17 protein-coding genes are annotated in these 15,241 nt (G+C 46.2%); 11 read left to right on the top strand and 6 right to left on the bottom strand.

The genetic code is table 11. The features are described 5' to 3' along the window. Window positions 1-481 precede the first annotated feature (481 nt). The gene (locus tag QUA43_RS04045; RefSeq protein WP_445301946.1) at window positions 482-691 is read right to left on the bottom strand and encodes a hypothetical protein; all 210 of its coding nucleotides are present in this window, start codon (window positions 689-691) and stop codon (window positions 482-484) included. Between QUA43_RS04045 and QUA43_RS04040 the strand changes: the two genes are divergently transcribed. Beyond that, window positions 660-1,013 carry a hypothetical protein gene (locus QUA43_RS04040; protein ID WP_333371251.1) on the top strand — a complete coding sequence of 118 codons (354 nt, stop codon included), beginning with the start codon at window positions 660-662 and terminating at the stop codon, window positions 1,011-1,013. The genes QUA43_RS04045 and QUA43_RS04040 overlap by 32 nt on opposite strands. Before the next feature lie 83 nt (window positions 1,014-1,096). Here QUA43_RS04040 and QUA43_RS04035 read toward each other — a convergent pair whose 3' ends face one another. The 3 genes from QUA43_RS04035 to QUA43_RS04025 form a co-directional block, all read right to left on the bottom strand. Beyond that, window positions 1,097-2,158, bottom strand: coding sequence for a mannose-1-phosphate guanylyltransferase (locus tag QUA43_RS04035; protein WP_333371248.1), 1,062 nt, complete (start codon window positions 2,156-2,158; stop codon window positions 1,097-1,099). A gap of 145 nt (window positions 2,159-2,303) precedes the next feature. Continuing rightward, window positions 2,304-3,236 carry a trypsin-like serine protease gene (locus QUA43_RS04030; RefSeq protein ID WP_333371246.1) on the bottom strand — a complete coding sequence of 311 codons (933 nt, stop codon included), beginning with the start codon at window positions 3,234-3,236 and terminating at the stop codon, window positions 2,304-2,306. Window positions 3,237-3,384: 148 nt separating this feature from the next. After that, window positions 3,385-3,996: a thylakoid membrane photosystem I accumulation factor gene (locus QUA43_RS04025; RefSeq protein ID WP_333371244.1), complete on the bottom strand. Its 612-nt coding sequence runs from the start codon at window positions 3,994-3,996 to the stop codon at window positions 3,385-3,387. 322 nt (window positions 3,997-4,318) lie between these two features. Here QUA43_RS04025 and QUA43_RS04020 point away from each other — a divergent pair, with 322 nt between their 5' ends. From QUA43_RS04020 to psbM, 10 genes are all read left to right on the top strand, one after another. Continuing rightward, window positions 4,319-5,221, top strand: a complete 903-nt coding sequence (locus QUA43_RS04020) for an undecaprenyl-diphosphate phosphatase (RefSeq protein WP_333371242.1) — start codon at window positions 4,319-4,321, stop codon at window positions 5,219-5,221. Window positions 5,222-5,407: 186 nt separating this feature from the next. After that, the gene (locus tag QUA43_RS04015) at window positions 5,408-5,569 is read left to right on the top strand and encodes a hypothetical protein (RefSeq protein ID WP_333371240.1); all 162 of its coding nucleotides are present in this window, start codon (window positions 5,408-5,410) and stop codon (window positions 5,567-5,569) included. Between the two features lie 3 nt (window positions 5,570-5,572). Continuing rightward, window positions 5,573-5,779: a hypothetical protein gene (locus QUA43_RS04010; protein WP_333371238.1), complete on the top strand. Its 207-nt coding sequence runs from the start codon at window positions 5,573-5,575 to the stop codon at window positions 5,777-5,779. A 237-nt stretch (window positions 5,780-6,016) separates the two neighbouring features. Next, complete coding sequence (locus tag QUA43_RS04005; protein ID WP_333371236.1) at window positions 6,017-6,295, top strand: hypothetical protein; 279 nt, start codon at window positions 6,017-6,019, stop codon at window positions 6,293-6,295. An 86-nt stretch (window positions 6,296-6,381) separates the two neighbouring features. After that, on the top strand, window positions 6,382-8,940 hold the full coding sequence (locus tag QUA43_RS04000; RefSeq protein ID WP_333371234.1) for a sigma 54-interacting transcriptional regulator: 2,559 nt from the start codon (window positions 6,382-6,384) through the stop codon (window positions 8,938-8,940). Between the two features lie 218 nt (window positions 8,941-9,158). Beyond that, a complete protein-coding gene (locus QUA43_RS03995; RefSeq protein WP_333319609.1) occupies window positions 9,159-9,926 on the top strand; it encodes a methyltransferase domain-containing protein in 768 nt (255 codons plus the stop codon). A gap of 73 nt (window positions 9,927-9,999) precedes the next feature. Next, window positions 10,000-11,385, top strand: coding sequence for a TIGR03279 family radical SAM protein (locus QUA43_RS03990; protein ID WP_333371232.1), 1,386 nt, complete (start codon window positions 10,000-10,002; stop codon window positions 11,383-11,385). A gap of 141 nt (window positions 11,386-11,526) precedes the next feature. Further along, window positions 11,527-13,371: a TolC family protein gene (locus QUA43_RS03985; RefSeq protein WP_333371230.1), complete on the top strand. Its 1,845-nt coding sequence runs from the start codon at window positions 11,527-11,529 to the stop codon at window positions 13,369-13,371. Between the two features lie 118 nt (window positions 13,372-13,489). Beyond that, on the top strand, window positions 13,490-13,786 hold the full coding sequence (locus QUA43_RS03980; protein ID WP_333038569.1) for a 2Fe-2S iron-sulfur cluster-binding protein: 297 nt from the start codon (window positions 13,490-13,492) through the stop codon (window positions 13,784-13,786). A gap of 199 nt (window positions 13,787-13,985) precedes the next feature. Further along, window positions 13,986-14,099 (top strand): photosystem II reaction center protein PsbM, encoded by a 114-nt coding sequence (psbM, locus tag QUA43_RS03975; protein WP_015177760.1) that lies wholly within the window; start codon window positions 13,986-13,988, stop codon window positions 14,097-14,099. Here the strand turns inward: psbM and QUA43_RS03970 are convergent. After that, entirely contained in the window at window positions 14,074-14,256 is a 183-nt protein-coding gene (locus QUA43_RS03970) for a hypothetical protein (protein WP_333371389.1), read from the bottom strand. The two genes, psbM and QUA43_RS03970, sit on opposite strands and share 26 nt — an antisense overlap. A gap of 97 nt (window positions 14,257-14,353) precedes the next feature. Next, window positions 14,354-15,205 carry a universal stress protein gene (locus QUA43_RS03965; RefSeq protein WP_333371228.1) on the bottom strand — a complete coding sequence of 284 codons (852 nt, stop codon included), beginning with the start codon at window positions 15,203-15,205 and terminating at the stop codon, window positions 14,354-14,356. Window positions 15,206-15,241 lie beyond the last annotated feature (36 nt).

Genomic DNA, 15,241 nt, shown 5'->3' with positions numbered 1-15,241 from the left:
ATTGAGATGGGGAATGTGGTTGACTTGTCGAATTTTAACTGGCAGCTTCTAAAATTTGGGCTAAATAATTATGATCCATTCCGGCCAGATATCGTTTCATTTTTAAACTTCCTTTAAACGTTTTTTCTCGTTTCGGTAAATTAACACCACTCGCGACGTAGCAAAGCAAAATTTTCGGGAGAATGATCTTTGCGAATCCGACTCTTGTCTGAGCGAAAATGTCACATCTAATGTCCAATGTAAGCTATTTTTCATGCCTCAATGACTGCGAATTGCTAGAGCGATTTTTTCAGCATTACTGTCTAAACTACTCAAATAAAAGCGAACTTCAGTGGTGGTTTTATTCCACAAACGTCGCTCACTACCATCACAATTGTTTTTAATTCTGTCCATAATGATTCATTGTGAAGCGGTGGTATCTCAGACATATCTACTGTCCAAATCGGTCTTTTCTATGGTCGATGATGTCCCCTTCTACTTGTTAGCAATAGCTATATTTTATGCCTATAAAATCTTCTTTTTGAGCCAATTCAACCCTATTCTTTACATCCTGGTGAAGCAGTTTTTGATTCCCTTTTAGCGCTAAAATATAATCTCCTTTATTCTTGCTGCTCAACGATGTTATCTCTTTTTGGCATCCCGAAGCATCGATAGTTATTATGCTTCCTTCAATTGCCAGCAGTTCTAACAAAGCCGGAATCGCTGTCAGCTCGTTGGATTTATTCTTGACTTTTTTGTATGTGTTTCAGGACGGATCGAAACCCTGTGAACCAATGGGGGAGTTAATGGTGCGATCGAGTTGGGGAATTCCGATCGAAAAGTTTGTGCAATCAGCACCGCAATTTTCGACGAAAAGGGCAGAGAAACAGCCTAAAAATATCAGTTTAGAGCCACCATCTCAGTTGTTGGCTCAGCGGCCAGTGACATCGAATTTAACAGTTGCCCAACCTGTTGGTAAAACGGCTAGACTGATCCAGCAACAGGCGGCGGCTACAAGTTGCACTCAGCTTTAGAAATCAAGACACGCCAGTGCCGTTTCCCTATAATTAATCATTATTTTGGGGTAGGGACACGGCAATGCCGTGTCCTCGGTTGCTTACAATAAATCTTTCAATTTTTCATCTTCTCCCAATACCTTGATTACCTGTTTAATCTCCTGCGTCCTGTCCTTTTTCACAATCAAAGTCACATTCCCATCTCTGACAACTACCACATCTTCTAAACCAATAGTAACAATGACTTCATTCTCATCTGCTGCATAAAAAATGCCGCCTTTCGTATCAATTCCGACGTGTTTTGCTAATTCGACATTCGGCTTATCTCCTTGCAGCAAACGGCCGATCGCATTCCAATCTCCCAAATCGTCCCAGCTAAAGCCTACGGGCAGAACACAGGCTTTTTGCGTCTTCTCCATCAGCGCGTAATCGATGCTAATTTTGGGTAATTCCGAGTAAGCCTGCGCGCCTTTTGTTTCCAAAGCTGCCATCATTTCCGGTACATGATTTCGCAATTCTGTCAAGACAGTTCCGACTCGAAATACAAAAATTCCGCCATTCCAACTAAACTTGCCGCTGGCTACAAATTCCTCAGCAGTGGTGCGATCGGGCTTTTCGGTAAATCTCGCCACCCGATAGGCCGGAAAACCGGCAAAACTGCCAATTTCCTCACCTTGTTCGATGTAGCCGTAGCCGGTGGAAGCATAACTCGGTTTTACTCCCAAAGTGGCGATCGCATCCTGATTTTTCGCCAACTCGGCCGCCGCTTCCAAAGTCTTGACAAACTCCTGTGGTTCCCCAATCCAGTGATCCGCCGGGAAAAAACCCACTACCGCATCCTCACCGTAACGCTTGGCAGTTTCTATAGCAGTCCAAGCCACCGCAGGCGCAGTATCCCGGCCCTCCGGTTCCGCCAGCAAATTTTCCGGGGGTAAAAGTGGCAACTGTTCCCGGACTCCCGCAGCCAACATTTCCGACGTTACCACCCATAAATCGTCCCAGCCGTTACCTAATGTTAATAGTCTTTCTGCTGTAGCTTGCAGCAAACTCTTGCCGCTACCGTCGAGACTCAAAAACTGCTTGGGGCGCTGCTTGCGGCTGAGGGGCCAGAAGCGTTCGCCTTTACCGCCGGCGAGAATTACGGGAATTAAGGTTTTGGTCATGATTTGAAGTTAAACGGTTCTGATCTATTTTGCCTGACACTTGAGGGATTGAAACGATCGTGATATAATTGATAAAACTTATTAATTGTTGGCAGCGTAGCGTTAAGGCGCTAAGCTTTTTATTTAGTAGAAATTTTAAAAAATCCTAGGATGGATTTTGGGTCATCTTGTCAATCCAATTAGCATAAAACGATACCCGCGTGTCGCCGGAAATTTCCCCGAAACTGCCATTGTCGTCAATTTTATCAATATCGGCGATGTTTGTTTTGAAAAATCCCCGATCGCTATAACCCCAAGAACTAATCCCCGCAATCTTGCCCTCGACAAACGAAGGCCCGCCGGAATCTCCGCTAGCCGTAGCTATCTCATTTTTCCCCAAACCTCGATCGCGCAATCTCGGAAAATGCCTCCCCAAAGCATCGTGTTCGCTAGTTCCCGCATCAAAATCAAATATTAATTGACTTCCCACAACCAATTCCGACATATCTGATTCTGTAGCATCTTTCAAAACATCAATTAAAGCATCATACCGATTCTGTCCGCTATATCTTTTGGCCTCAGAATTAGAATTTTCATCTTGTCCCTTTGCACCTAAACCTGTATACCCGTATCCAACTTTTGTCAATACTTTCCCGACTTCATTTTTGTTTCTATTTATCTCGTACTGTTCTATCCTTGGCGGCGCGATCCTTTTCAGCTTTAAAATAGCAATATCGTTGCCAACTTCCGATTCGTAACCAGTCCAGCCCGGATGGATATAATATTTGCTAACGGGGATGCTAACTTCACCCCTAGGCAATTTAAAAATTGCTTTAATTGCCGTTTCAGCAGGAACCTTAACTCCGCCTTCATTCAGACAGTGGGCCGCCGTGAGAAGGTACAACCCTCCCGTTAGCAACGAACCAGTACAGGAAGCGGAATCGAGATAGGCGACACCTGTATATTGATTTAAAGCTAAAGGTTTGCGGGAACTGCTGTCAGGAAAAGCGCTAATTATCGATCGCCCGATTTCTGCTGTTTCTAAAACTAACAACACAGTCAAAACTGCCATTAATAAAACTTTGATTACTGACTGCATTTTTGATATTGAATTGATTGAATAGCTGTTATATCAAATCCGATACTATTGGAATTAATTTTACCCATAATCAGGACACAGCCGTGCAGTTTCCATACAATTAATCCGGGTAGGGGCACGGCACTGCCGTGTCCTCTATTGCAATATTTTACTTCGACAATTCGACGTTGAGTTCGTTCACAACACGGCGTTTTAGCGGGACTGATTTTGCTCTGGGCAGCAAATCAAATACTTTCCGAAAAGCATCATCTACCTGTTCAAAAGGTATTTGTCCTTTCTCATTAAAAACTACTTTTCCCGATTGGTCTAGGATGACAGTTTGAGGGACGAAACCCTCGTAATAATGACTTGGTTCCGTGATTTCTGGTGACGGTTGTGGAGGCAAAGAGTCAATTGTTACGGGGATAAAATCGGCTTCGCGGCCGTAAAATTCTTGGAGTTGAGAGACGACTATCGCGTATTGCTTGGAGTCGCTGCTATCATCAGTGTAAAAAACCAATAGTACAGGTTTATGGCGTTTGAAAGAATCTGCAATCTTGACTTTAGGAGGAACTAGGGAACCGTTGCCGGCGTAGAGGGCAAAGATTGTACCGTCAAAGCGATCGTCGGTGAGAGTTGCTAAGGCGGGTGGCGTGCCGGTTAGCAGTATCAAGCTAAGTGCGATCGCCACTGTTAAAAGACTGGCTGACAAGATTCGCCTCAGCCAGCGGATGCCAGAAGCAGCAGTAACAATTGAATTTTTGTTCTCAGGAAATATCATAGGTTGTGGGCAGTTGCTGTAACGAAAGCGAAATCAGATGCAAAAACTTTCCTAAGTTTATCAGCAAAATGTAGGCAAATGTTGTTGAGTAGGTTAAAGTAGTTTCGGGTCGATGATCGTAAATTGCTGATAGTGGCGATCGACAAGGCGATTCTACAGGCCGAAAATCACTATTTGCGATCGGCTTTTCAGGGGCGGAGTGGAACTGTCCGCGCCACAATAAAATTTATTTGTGGTGGGGTGGGCTTCTAGCTTCCCAGAAGGGTGCAAGATATTAAATTCAACTGATTACTAGAAACTGACAACTGGGAATTTACAACTAATGATAGCTTTGCTTGACGCACTCCTCGCCCAAACACCCGCTGCTGATGTTTCCGGGTCTGCTCAAATTAATCTGGTGCAGGCCCTTGTTTTAGGAATTGTACAAGGATTAACAGAGTTTTTGCCCATCAGCAGCAGCGCTCATTTAAAGGTAGTGCCGATCGCCCTGGGATGGGGCGATCCCGGGGTTGCTTATACTGCTGTTATTCAGTTGGGCAGCATTGTCGCAGTGCTTTGGTATTTCTGGAAAGACTTGACAAATATAACTGTTGGTGCAGTAGAAGCCCTGGTGCAGCGCAACTACAAATCGCATGAGTTTCAAATGGCGGTGGGACTGGTTTTGGGAACAATACCTATAGTATTTTTTGGGCTGCTAATCAAGGCATTGGTTCCAGATTTTGACAACTCGCCACTCAGGAGTTTGGCCAGCATTGCTATTGCTTCGATCGTCATGTCGCTACTGTTAGCAACAGCAGAAAAAATTGGCAAACGCAATCGCACTTATGAAAAGTTAACTGTTCAAGACGGTATTTTGATGGGATTAGCTCAAGCAATCGCATTGATTCCGGGGTGTTCGCGATCGGGTTCCACTCTAACAGCAGGATTGTTCATGGGATTGGAAAGACCCGCCGCCGCGCGGTTTTCTTTTTTATTGGGAATTCCGGCAATTACTCTGGCTGGATTAGTGGAATTAAAGGGTGATTTGGGACAAGGAATCGGCGATGCTGGAGTTGCAGCTTTGATAGTCGGAACGATTTCGGCATTTGTGTTTTCTTATTTGTCGATCGCGTGGCTAATGAAGTTCCTGCAAACTCAAAAGACGTGGATATTTGTGTTGTATCGGCTAGCTTTTGGCGTAGCCATTTTAACGGCGATCGCAGGTGGGGCAGTGAAAAATGCGTAGGTTGTTATAATTACAAGGACAGGCAAGATGCCTGTTCCACAAAACAAGAACAGGCAAGATGCCTGTTCCACAAAGAGTAAATTTTCTTGTGGAACGGGCCGAAGAACCCGTTCATAAAAAGCTTATTAATAGCTGACAAGCTGTTAGCTTTTAACTCAAAGTGAGCGTCGCGGTGAAGGAGGTAGAATGCCCGAAGACAGCGAGCGCCAAAATGCACAATTAGCGCTAATTATGCTGGTTCCTGCTGCTAGCATTGGTGTAGCGATGTCCTTCTTTATCGCTCCCGGAATTGTGGGAACAATAGTATCAGATTTAAAACGGGTTCTCCGTTCAGAATCCCAGTGCTAATATATGGAAGAGTATCGCAACAAAAGCGATTATTTCCCGCACGGCTGGGTTGACAAAAGAGCGGTGTTGTGCTGGCAAAAACAACTAAGCCTGTCAGGAACCAGTCAAAATTTTGAGTTTCATAAATACATATTTTTGATACATCCTCTCACAGCCAAGCTAAATTCACAACCCAGAACTTATCCTGATTCTAAAGGCGATCGACCTTAGCAAAATATGTCAATACCGAAAAAAGGAACCAGAAAAATAATTGTTGATGGGGAGCCTTTCATCTGGCTAATCCGAAGACAAGCTACTTATACGCAAGAATGCTTCGCTGGCGGAAATCTTCATGTTGCTGTCCAACACGCTGAAGAACCGGGTTCGGTGTTATACCAATTTTACAAAAGAATGCAACAGTATTCTTGTCCCCCCCCTTAGCAAGGGGGGGCTAGGGGGGGTCGAAGAGTGTTGCACGATTTTAGAGAAATGGTATTAGTTATCCTCACCGATCGACCTCATCCTCAAGGTTTCACTGCAACTAACGAAGTGAAACCAGTAACACCCTCTGATGCAGCACAATGGATAAGGCAAGCAGTGCAACTTGGATGGCAGCCTCGCGCGATCGGGAATACCTTTAAGGTGAGGATTGCAGGAGGACGTGCAAAAAATATATTAGAGCGGGGAGTGTCGATCGGCTATGCTGAAGACAGAAAATTAACACCACACTCAAACTCAAAATGCTAGTCGTTCCCAGCAGTTAATATTGATGTAGCACAAAAATATATATCCTACACCAACCACCACGATTCGGCTGTCGCCGACGCTAAGCGATGTCTACCGAAACATTAGTTAACTGGCTCGAATCGAGCACCGAATTAGGCATATTATCCCGCGAGATTTTACAGGCGATCGCGGGTGAAATGGAGATGACAACTTTTCCCCCTGGATTTCGAGTGGTAATAGAAGATACGCCCGTCACTAATCTCTATATCCTAGAACGAGGACAGGCCGATCGATACCGCAGCAAACAACCGGGTTTAATGTGGGCGAGTAGTTTATTACCGGGGGCGATCGTCAATTTATCGGCCGTTCAACGATCGCAACCTGCGGATAGTCGAATTATTGCTCGGACAGAGTGTCAATTTTGGGTAATTAGTGCCGATCGCTGGCGTGGTTTGCTAAAAAGATATCCACGCATTACCGAAGCCTACGCTCAACGCTTGGCAGCGAAATTAGAACAGTTAGAAGCAGAAATCGCCTACGAACGCGAGCGTCAAAATGCCCTCCGCAGCTATCTAGTACCTAGGGCGAGACGGGGAGTCATTGGCAATAGTCGTTATGCAGTGAAATTGCGCCAACAAATTCGCACGGCATCGAGTGACAGCCGATCGGTATTAATCTCTGGCGAACCTGGTTTAGAAAAGGATAATTTAGCTGCTTTAATTCATTTCGGTTCCCATCGCCGCAACGAGCCAATTATTCAGATTAAAAGTGCTTTACTTCAGAGCAATGGAGCGGAATTATTCGGGCGGTTGGGCGGCAAACCGGGGCTGTTGGAATGGTTGGGAGAAGGAACGTTAATTTTAAATGACGTGCAAGAATTACCCGCTGAATTATGCCCCCAAATTCAGCAATTATTAACCGATGGAACCTATACGCCAGTTGTCAAGGAAGGACAAATACCGCGACCACCGCGTCCTAGTAAAGCCCGGATAATTTTAATCTCAGAAATTGTGCAGCCCAAGCTAGATAAGCTGACACAACACAAGATTAAAGTCCCATCCTTGCGGGTGCGAAAAACAGATTTAGAGGCACAAGTCAACTATTATCTCAATATCATTGGTCGCAAAAAGAAATTAGTCAAGCCCCAAGTTACACCGGAAGCAATTCGCCGCTTACAAGCCTACGATTTTCCAGGTAATTTGCAGGAATTGCAGGGAATGGTCGATCGCGCCTTAGTTCAAGCACAGGGGAGTCAGGTATTAACGGAAGAAGTGTTTTGGGCCCAGGCGGCGAAAAAACAAAAGTTTCGGCTGAATTTATTAAATATTTATCCAAAATTTCGGCAATTTTTACGGAGCGATTGGTATCCCGATCGCGTGAATTATTGGTTTACCAGTTGGGTATTTGCATTGGTGGTAATTATCCTGTTTGTTGCTCCCCAAGATCGACAACATAATTTTGCCCTAAATATCTTTTGGGCGTGGTGGTGGCCGTTAATTTTATTATTATTCCCCATCATCGGGCGATTGTGGTGTGCTTTTTGCCCTTTTATGATTTATGGGGAAATCGTCCAAAAACTATCGCTAAAAATTTTCCCTCGAACTCTCAATAAATGGCCGCGCCAACAAGCCGAGAAATGGGGTGGCTGGTTTCTATTTGGACTATTTACTCTGATATTTCTGTGGGAAGAGTTGTGGAATTTAGAAAATACCGCCTATTTATCCAGTTGTTTGTTGTTGCTCATCACCGCCGGGGCGGTAATTTTTTCCCTAATCTTCGAGAGGCGATTTTGGTGTCGTTATTTATGCCCGATTGGGGGAATGAATGGATTATTTGCTAAACTCTCAATTATCGAACTTCGCGCCCAACAAGGAACCTGCGCGGCGGAATGCAGCACCTACCAATGTTACAAAGGCGGCCCCGGCTTGGGGGAAGGATTAACTACTAATGGCTGTCCGATTTATTCCCATCCCGCCCAATTAACCGATAATAAAGATTGCGTGTTGTGCATGACTTGCTTGAAAGCTTGTCCGCATAGATCGGTAGAATTAAATCTGCGCCCTCCCGGCATCGAATTATGGACTACCCACGTTCCTCACAGTTATGAAGTTGCCCTGTTATTTCTATTATTAGGCGGTATTTATCTGCATCGCTTGCCGGAGATAAATAGTTGGTTGGGGCTGGGCATCAATTTAGAGCAATTTTTACCTCATTTAGGACTGTCGATCGCAGTGTTAATTATCCCGCCGATGATTCCCATAATGGCCTACGCAATCATGCAGGCAATTTATCGATTGGGACAAGCAGAAACCATGCCATTTACCACCTACAAACCCCTCTCATTTGTCTCTCTCGCCTACGGTTATTTACCCTTAGTCTGGGGCGGTAGTTTGGCTCACTATTGGCGATTGGGTTTGCAGGAAGGCGGTCGAGTGATTCCCGTAACTTTTGCCACTTTCGGACAAATTAGAGACGATTTACCGAGTTTTATTGCCGATCCAGCGGTGATTAGTTTCTTGCAAGGTTTAACTTTGATTGTATCATTATTAGTGACAATATTTGTGACTCAAAAAATTGCTAAGCGCTCAATTAAATCTTTGATTCCACAACATTTAGCGAGTTTGTGCCTGATGGTGAGTTTGTGGTATGCGATCGTAGGAACCTGAGAGGGAGTATGCGCGATATATTACTTTGAGTTTTAATTTTTTACTCGCTCTGACCAATTTAAGAGCAGGCTTCTTGCTGACAGGTACAGCAAAACAACATTAAAAAGATGCCAGAGGAAATGAGTCCCTGGTGAAAACAAAGGGCAAATTGCCCGATCGCCCAATTCAGCCTAGACAAGTTAAACTGTAAACATTCTCCGCTAGCCACATCCTAAACTATGACCGCACATCAGGAATCCATCATCGACCAGTTCACTCGTCAGGCAATTCCCTTCTCTAAATTGTACGCTCACACAAATCAAGAGTCTCTGTACCTGCTGAGAGAAATGGCGAGTGTATCTGACAAAGACACAGTTCTAGATGTTGCTTGCGGTTCAGGTATTGTTAGTTGTGCTTTTGCGGAAGTTGCCAGTCACGTTACTGGCATTGATATCACACCAGCGATGCTCGAACAAGCCCAGATTCTGGCCCAACAGAAAAACTTGATTAATCTATCCTGGCAACAAGGAGATATTGAAACACTACCATTTCCCGATGCTACTTTTTCTGTTGTTCTGAGTCGTTACGCTTTCCATCATTTTTTGCAGCCAGATGTTGTTCTATCAGAGATGGTTCGCGTATGTCGTCCAGGTGGTCGAATCCTCATTGCTGATGTTGCTTTGCCAGCGGATAAAGTGAATGCTTATGACCGGATTGAGAAGTTGCGCGATCCCTCTCATACTCGCGCCTTGACTCTGGAAGAGTTTCCAAAATTAGTCGCAGATGCCAATCTTCAAAATGTTAAATTGGCTTTTTACAAGGTAGAACTTGGGCTAGAACAACAGTTAGCTGCTTCTTTTCCCAACCCCGGCGATGACCAGAAAATCAGAGAAATTTTTACAGAGGATATTGGTGTTGATAGTCTCGGAATTGGCGCGCATTTTCGAGGCGAGGAAATTCATTATGCGGTTCCAATCGCTGTCATAGTTGGCGATAAAATAGCCTAAGTTTTATAAACTCAAAACAAGTGTAATAGAGTTCCACTAATAACAAATAACAAATAACAAATAACTAATAAATATGAGCGACTTATCAACCAGGCCAGCCCTAATCACCAAAGTTATCCCCGACAGCATCTGCGCGGAAATGGGATTTGAACCAGGAGACTCAATCGTCGCCGTCAACGGCCAAAAACCCCGCGACTTGATCGACTATCAATTCCTGTGCGCCGATGAATTTCTCGAACTAGAAGTATTAGACAGTAAAGGCAAAAGTCACAAGTTAGAAATAGAAAAAGAGTATGACGAAGACTTGGGCGTAGAATTTGAAACAGCCCTCTTCGACGGACTAATTCAGTGTAACAATCGCTGCCCTTTTTGCTTTATTGACCAACAACCACCGGGAAAGCGGGAAACTCTCTATCTCAAAGATGATGACTACCGACTTAGTTTTCTTTATGGTAGCTATCTCACTCTCACAAATCTGACTCAAAAAGAGTGGGACAGAATCGAACAAATGCGGCTTTCTCCTCTCTATGTTTCGGTGCACGCTACCGAACCAGAAGTGCGAATTCGGTTGCTAAAAAATCTCCGGGCTGGCAAGATTCTAGAACAAATCAAATGGTTTCAAGAACGCCGCTTGCAAATTCACGCTCAAGTAGTTGTTTGTCCTGGTATTAATGATGGCGAACATTTAGAACGCACTTTGTTAGATTTGGCAAAGTTTCATACTGGAAGTATTCCCGCTGTAGCATCGGTGGCTGTGGTGCCGGTGGGTTTAACTCGATTTCGCCCTGCCGAAGATGAACTAATCGCAGTAACTGCGGAAAAAGCGCGAGAAGTGATCGAGCAAGTGCAGAAAATTCAAGGGCTTTTGAGTACAGGAAAAGGCGGCCAAAAGGCGAAAAAGCAGAATTCAAAATCGCGCTGTATTTGGCTGGCTGACGAGTGGTTTTTAATCGCGGGTTTAGATTTGCCGTCGGCTGCTGATTACGAAGATTATCCGCAAATTGGTAACGGTGTGGGTTCTATCCGCCAGTTTATCCAGCAGTTTGAAACGGCTTTTGAGAAGCTGCAACCGATGCCAGTCGAGCCTGCGCGCAAGTTAGTTTGGGTGGTGGGGAATGCTGTAGAAAAAGCTTTTGAGCCGATCGTACAACAACTAAACCAAATTCCCGGCTTGTCCGTCAACATGGCAGCACTGTGCAGCCACTACTGGGGACAAACGATCACTGTTACGGGTTTGCTCACCGGGCAAGATTTGCTCGAAGCTTTGCAGGGCAGAGACTTGGGAGATGGCATCCTGCTGCCGTCGGTGATGCTAAAACAGGGGGAACCGCGTTTTCTAGACGACATGACCCTCGAACAGCTCGCCAGCTCGCTAAAAACCCGGATTTTGCCGGTGAGCGGAGTAGAGGAACTAATCTCGGCGGCGATCGGTCTGGCAACTGCTGAAGTTAAATTCTAAATTTTGAATCGAACATTCAAAAGTTAAGATGAGTATGGTAATTGTGACTTGTAACCGTCGAGTTCAGGCTACAGACTAGAAACTTGAGACCTCAATCTTGCTCTAAAATTGTCTCTAGGATTGCAGAGTAATTAAAAAATTATGCGTGTTTTTCGTCAAATCATCGTAGTCGGAGTGGGCGCTGCAATTACTTTCAGCAACGCCGCACAGAGTGCTTCAGCACAGTCTCCGACTCAATCTCAGGACAGTTTGGCCCTTAGTAATCAGCTCGAATTAGGGCAGAAGGTTCGATCGACCTCGAACACAGCGGCAGAATCAGCATCACAGGCCGAACAGTCGATCGCCCTTAACCCCCCAACCGGGCCGGAGCAAGCATCAAAGCCTCAACAGGCTGCTCCGGCTTCCCCATCAACTCTGTCTCAGGCCGGTTCAACGCCTCTAAGAGGTTTGGGACCGACAGACGCTCAGCAGCCTTCCCCGATCCCTCCCAACAATGTTCCTGTGCCCAGTTCCCCGGTACCAATTCTCCGGGGCACTCCGAACGAAAGTTTCCCCCCTCTCCCTCCGAGGGGCATTTTAGACACCAAGCCTCCGGCTTCCCTGGAACCAAACCCGAATCCGCTGCTGTTTCCGACAAACCCGGAGGATGTCAGGATCGAGCAAACAGAGTCAATTACCTTGCAGCAGGCGATCGACCTCGCCCGTCGCAACAGTCAAGTTTTGCAAATCGCCGGACAGCAAGTGGAACAAAGCAGATCCGCTTTGCGCGAACAGCAAGCTGCTCTTTATCCAGACCTGAATTTTCAAATGGACGCCAGCCGGTCTGTGAGTGCCGGCGGAGAACTCGGAATCCGGGCTGGGCAGCGCCGCCTCAACGCTCTGGCTAACCGAACCGGGCAGCCCGCCGAGCAAGCCGGCACAAATTTCGGCAACAACAGTCTCAACAGCACTTTGCAGTTGAACTATGACATCGATTTGTTCGGAAGGCGGCGCGCTAACATCCGCGCTGCAGAGGAACAATTGCGCCTTCGGGAACTGGATGTGGAACGCCAAGCCGAGCAACTCCGCTTCGACACTGCTGAGGCTTACTACAACTTGCAAAACTCCGACGGACAAGTTGCCATCCGCCAAGCTTCGGTCAGAAATGCCCAGCAAAGTTTGCGGGATGCCGAAGCCCTGGAACGGGCAGGGGTAGGAACCCGGTTTGCGGTGTTGCAGGCTCAGGCAAATTTGGCTAACGAAGTGCAGCAACTGTCAGTTGCTCGTCGCGATCAGCGAGTTGCCCAGCGGCGTCTGGCTGAGATTTTGAATATCAGCCAGTCGGCGAACTTGACGGCGGCCGATCCGGTAGAGCAAGCGGGCTCTTGGAGGCTGTCTTTGGAAGAGAGTATCGTGCAGGCTTTTAAGAATCGCCCCGAGTTGGAACAGCAGTTGGTGCAGAGGGATATCAGCAAGCAGCAGAGGCGATCGATTCAGGCGGGGCGTTTGCCTCAACTGAGTGTTGGGGGTAGTTACAACGTACTGGGACAAGACCCTGATAACCCCGATCCGTTTGCTGCTCGCGGGTGGGCCGACGGCTATTCGATCCGGGCGAGTCTTACTTGGAGTATCTTCGATGGGGGCGCGGCGAACGCCAGGGTGAAACAGCGGGATGCTGATATTACGATCGCCGAAAGTCGATTTGACCAACTCCGCAATCAGGTGCGCCGGGAAGTGGAACAAGCTTATTTTGGCTTGGAGTCGAGTTTTGAGAATATCGAAACTTCTGAGGCGGGGGTTTTGCAGTCAAGGGAAGCTCTGCGTCTGGCGAGACTGCGGTTTCAAGCTGGTGTGGGTACTCAGACGGATGTGATTCAGGCGGAAACTGATTTGACTAGGGCTGAGAGAAACCGATTGTCGGCAATTGTCACCTACAACCTAGGACTTTCGTCTCTCCAGCGGGCTGTGAGCAATCTGCCCACTAATAACCTCTCGGATGCTCCTTGAGATTGAGTTGGGGGGAGCTTTAATTACCCGATCAATTGGACATCCTGTATTAAACGTCCGACACATTAGTTAATATTTTGTAATAGAGTTCCATGTCAACTGCGTTAAGGAATCGGCAATGGCCAATATCAAGTTTGTGAAGGAAAATCAGGAAGTCATCGCAGCAGACGGAGCCAATTTGAGGCTCAAAGCTCTAGAAAACCGCATCGATTTGTACACATTTTCGGGAAAGATGATGAATTGTGGGGGCTACGGTCAATGCGGCACCTGCATTGTGGAAATTGTCGAGGGCAGTGAAAATCTGTCGCCCCGCACTGACTTTGAGAACCGCAAGCTCAAGAAGAAGCCCGAAAACTATCGGTTGGCTTGTCAAGCTATGGTAAATGGCCAGGTGAGCGTGAAGACTAAGCCCTAACTGCCAGTGGGCATTGGGCAAACAGGGCATTGGGCAAACAGGGCAAAAGGAAATAAAAATTCTTGGATTCTGAATTTTGATTTTTTACCTATTCCACTGTCTAGTGCTGGCTTCTGCTGTATTCAAGTTTGCCTTCTACCTTTGAGTGATATCCTGGTTGTGTGTATTTTCATATTTTTAGATAGAGGCGAGCGTCTTCATGGAAGTTAACGATTTAGGGTTTGTGGCAACCATTCTGTTTGTATTGGTTCCCAGCGTTTTTCTAATCATTCTGTACATTCAAACAGCTAGCCGTCAAGGCAGAAAAGATTAGTAACTGCTGCTATTTCTGTCTGGCTTTGCTGCTTGCAAAAAAAAGCGCCCACAACTTTTTGCTGAGGCGCTTTTTTTGTTAACTGTTGAGTGTTAGCTGCTAATATCAAATCCGTTAGCATCGGAATAGTAAATTCGAGTTCACTGTCAACCGTCAACCGTCAACCGTCAACCGTCAACCGTCAACCGTCAACCGTCAACCGTCAACATCATTCCGGTGTAACCGGAAATAATATAACTCTTAACGATGAGATTCTAGCCGACTGTGCGGGCTAGCAAGACGGGACAGTTGGCATAAACTCGCACGTAGTCTGATAGCGAATTTCCTAGGAGTCGATCGATATCCACAAAGTTTTTGGCAACGTTGGGTCGCCGATCCGGGGAACCGATTACCAACAAGTCGGCATTCAACTCGTCTGCAATCCGACAAATTTCTTCCCCTGGCTTGCCTGTCGCACTCACGCAGCGGTAGCTAACTCCCATTTGTTTGGTTAGTGCTACTGCAGGGGCCAATACAGCGTCTTTTTCAGCACTTGTTGTTAAATCTGTGCTGGATTTTCCCGTCAAATCTTTGGTGACGTGTACTAAAATTATCTCTCCGCCACTGACTTCTTTGACCAAAGATAGCGCAAGCTGTAATGACTGTTTGGCAGCTTCTGATTTGTCTACCGCCACCATGACGCGCTTGATTCTTTTGACGTAGATGTCGTCTTTTACTAACAACATCGGTCGAGATGTTAGCTGGAAAACGTACTGGCTGACTGAGTTTTCCAAAATCGATTGCAGGCGTCCGAGTCCCCGGGAACCCATAATTACTAAGTCGGATTGTTCTTCTTCTGCGACTTGGCAAACTGTGGTTTTCGGGTCTCCCTGTTTGAGCCGGGGGTTGACTTTGCTGGGATCTATTTTCAAAGACTGGACTGCTTGTGCTAAAATCTTGCCTCCTTCTTCCAATTTCTCGGCCATGCCATCGGAGGTTACTTGGGGCGGCACGACGTGCAAGACGGTGACAGAGGTTTGTTGCAAGGAAGGGATGTCCATCAACATATTAAACATCTCTTCGCACAAGCCGCGACCGGCGACGGCTACTAAAATTTTTTCTATCATGGGGTTTTGGCGGTAAAAACAGTTGAGTTTTTTTGT

The sequence above is a fragment of the Microcoleus sp. N9_B4 genome, assembly GCF_036701635.1.
GTDB lineage: Bacteria > Cyanobacteriota > Cyanobacteriia > Cyanobacteriales > Microcoleaceae > Microcoleus.
Note: the sequence above shows the minus strand (reverse complement) of the source record. Positions and strands in the feature narration are given on the sequence as shown.